At 79.2% G+C, this 2,725-nt stretch carries 2 protein-coding genes and 1 pseudogene; all 3 read left to right on the forward strand.

The genetic code is table 11. The features are described from left to right. Window positions 1-352 precede the first annotated feature (352 nt). Window positions 353-1,177 carry an alpha/beta hydrolase gene (locus GTQ99_RS21895; RefSeq protein WP_166617803.1) on the forward strand — a complete coding sequence of 275 codons (825 nt, stop codon included), beginning with the start codon at window positions 353-355 and terminating at the stop codon, window positions 1,175-1,177. Further along, the gene (locus GTQ99_RS21900) at window positions 1,174-2,163 is read left to right on the forward strand and encodes a zinc-dependent alcohol dehydrogenase (protein ID WP_166617804.1); all 990 of its coding nucleotides are present in this window, start codon (window positions 1,174-1,176) and stop codon (window positions 2,161-2,163) included. Before GTQ99_RS21895 ends, GTQ99_RS21900 begins: the two co-directional genes overlap by 4 nt. A 182-nt stretch (window positions 2,164-2,345) precedes the next feature. Beyond that, window positions 2,346-2,725, forward strand: a pseudogene (locus GTQ99_RS21905) (hypothetical protein); the annotation flags it as partial.

Consider the following 2,725-nt stretch of genomic DNA (forward strand, 5'->3'; position numbering starts at 1 on the left):
CCGCCTCGTTCGCCCGCGCCGTCGTCACCCCGCGCCGGCACAAGCCCGACGACGTCGAGGTGCTGCAGGTGGGCCCGCGCCGGGTGGTCCTGGCCGCCTCCCCGGACACCGTCGTGCCCGGCCGCTACGGGGTGTGGACCGACGGCGGGCGCGGGCACTTCCGCGTCGGCGACGTGCTGGAGGTGACCGGCGGGGCCGACGGCAGCGGCGGGGGCAGCGGCGGCGGGCGGGTGGTGCGCGAGCTGATCGCCGTCGACTCCGGGACCGTGCTGCCGGGGCGGCGCGCTGGAACCAGTACTGCTACGCGGGCGACCCCACCAGCGCCCTCGGCCTGCCGCACGAGGACCTGCTCGTGCCCGGCGAGCTGGGGGACCTGCCGTGCTGGTACGTCCCGCCCGCGGGCGGGCCCTCGGACACCTGGGCCGTCCTCGTCCACGGCCGCGGGGCCACCCGCGAGGAGGCGCTGCGCGCCCTGCCGGTGCTGCACCGCCTCGGCCTGCCCGCCCTGGTGCCCGCCTACCGCAACGACGCCGACGGGCCCGCCTCCGCCGCCGCGCTGTACGGCCTGGGCGACACCGAGTGGCAGGACGTGGAGGCCGTGGCCCGGCACGCCCTGGCCCGCGGCGCCCGCCGCCTCGTCGTCGTCGGCTGGTCGATGGGCGCGGCGATCCTGCTGCAGTTCACCGCCCGCTCCCCGCTGGCCGAGGACGTGGCCGCGCTCGTCCTCGACGGCCCCGTCCTCGACTGGCACGACGTGCTGGAGCACCAGGCGCGCCGGCGGGGCGTCCCCGTGCGCCTGGGCCGCTACGGCCTGCGCCTGCTGGCGCACCCGCTGGGCCGGCGGCTCGTGGGCGTCGAGGGACCGGTGGACCTGCGGGCGATGGACTGGGTGCGCCGCGCCGAGGAGCTCGTGCTGCCCGTGCTGCTGCTGCACTCCGACGACGACGACTACGTGCCTCCCGGCCCCTCGCAGCGCCTGGCGCGGGCCCGCCCGGACCTCGTCACCTACGTGCCGAGCACGACGGCGCGCCACACCAAGGAGTGGAACGTGGACCCCGAGCGCTGGGAGGGCGCCGTGGCGGGCTTCCTGCGCTCGACGCTGGGCCTGGCACCGGACCCGGGTGCGGAGCCGGCCCCGGACGTGCGCACGGGCGCGCACGCGGGCGGCGAGGGGTGAGCGTCGCGAGGGCGCTGTGGACGACGGGGCCCGGCGCGGCCGAGCTGCGCGAGGAGCTGCTGCCCGTCATCGGCAACGCCGAGGTGGAGGTGCACGCGCGGTTCTCCGCCGTCAGCCGCGGCACCGAGGCCCTCGTCGCGTCCGGCGGGGTGCCCGCCAGCCAGCACGACGTGATGCGCGCCCCCTTCCAGGCCGGGGAGTTCCCCTTCCCCGTCAAGTACGGGCACCTGTCGGTGGGCACGGTCGTGCAGGCCGGTCCGCGCGCGCAGGACCTGGTGGGCCGCAGGGTCTTCTGCCCGCACCCGCACCAGGACCGCTACGTGGTGCCGGCCGCCGCGGTGCTCGTCGTGCCCGCGGCGGTGCCGTCCTCGCGGGCCGTGCTCGCCGGGATGCTGGAGACGGCGGTCAACGGCGTCTGGGACGCGCAGCTGGGCATCGGCGACCGCGTCAGCGTGGTGGGGGCCGGGGTGCTGGGCCTGCTCGTGGCCGCGCTCGCCGCCCGGGTGCCCGGCACCGACGTGGAGGCCGTCGACGTGCGCCCCGACCGCCTGGGCGCCGCCGAGCGGCTCGGCGTGCGCCTGGTGGCCCCCGACGACGCCCGCCGCGAGCGCGACGTCGTCCTGCACACCAGCGGCACGGGGGCGGGGCTGACGACGGGCCTGGGCCTGCTGGGCGCCGAGGGGGTGCTCACCGAGCTCAGCTGGTACGGCGACCGCAGCGTCGAGGTGGGGCTCGGCGAGGGCTTCCACTCGCGCCGGCTGACGATCCGGGCCAGCCAGGTGGGCCGGGTGCCGCCGGCGCGCGCGCCGCGCTGGACGACCCGGCGCCGGCTGTCGCTGGCGATGGACCTGCTGGCCGACGAGCGCTTCGACGCCCTGCTGGACGGCGTCAGCCCCTTCGAGGAGTCGGCGCGGGTCCTGCCGCTCGTCGCGGCCCCCGGCGGGGACGCGCTGTGCCACCGCTTCGCGTACGCACCGGACCGCTGACCGGGCCGCCGACCGGGCCGCCGACCGGGCACCCCCGGGCCGGTCGGCCCGGCCGGCCCGGGGGGCTCGGCGGATTCCCAGGCAACTGCCAGCTGCGCTCCCGCCGCATCCGGGCCCCGATGCGTCACCATGGGAGCAGTCCCCGCGACGGCGCGGGGACGCAGCTGCCACAGGAGGCGACGTTGCCCACCGAGCGCACCGGCCGCGGTCCCCTCGAGGTCCGCCTGGAAGGCCCCACCAGCACCCGGCCGCGGCTGTACGTGCGCGACGGGCACGGGCTCGTCCTCGTCCTCGCCGTCCCCGACGAGGCGCTGGCGCCGGTGCGCGCCGCGCTCGCCGACCCCGGTGCGGGTGCCGGCGCGGGCGAGCCGGGCGCGGGCGCGTGCGACCTGGAGCTGCTCGACGACCGCGGCGGCGTGGCCTCGCGGTGGGGGCGCTTCCCCGACGCCGCCCAGGCCGGTGCGGTGGCCGCCGTCCTGCTGCACTCCGGCCGCGGGTACGCCGGCGCGCGCGTGGTGCCCGCCGGCGCCCCGGCGGCCGCGGCGGGCACCGGTCCGGGTCC

Origin of the sequence: Kineococcus vitellinus (assembly GCF_009906315.1) — a bacterium.
In the GTDB taxonomy this organism is placed as follows: domain Bacteria; phylum Actinomycetota; class Actinomycetes; order Actinomycetales; family Kineococcaceae; genus Kineococcus; species Kineococcus vitellinus.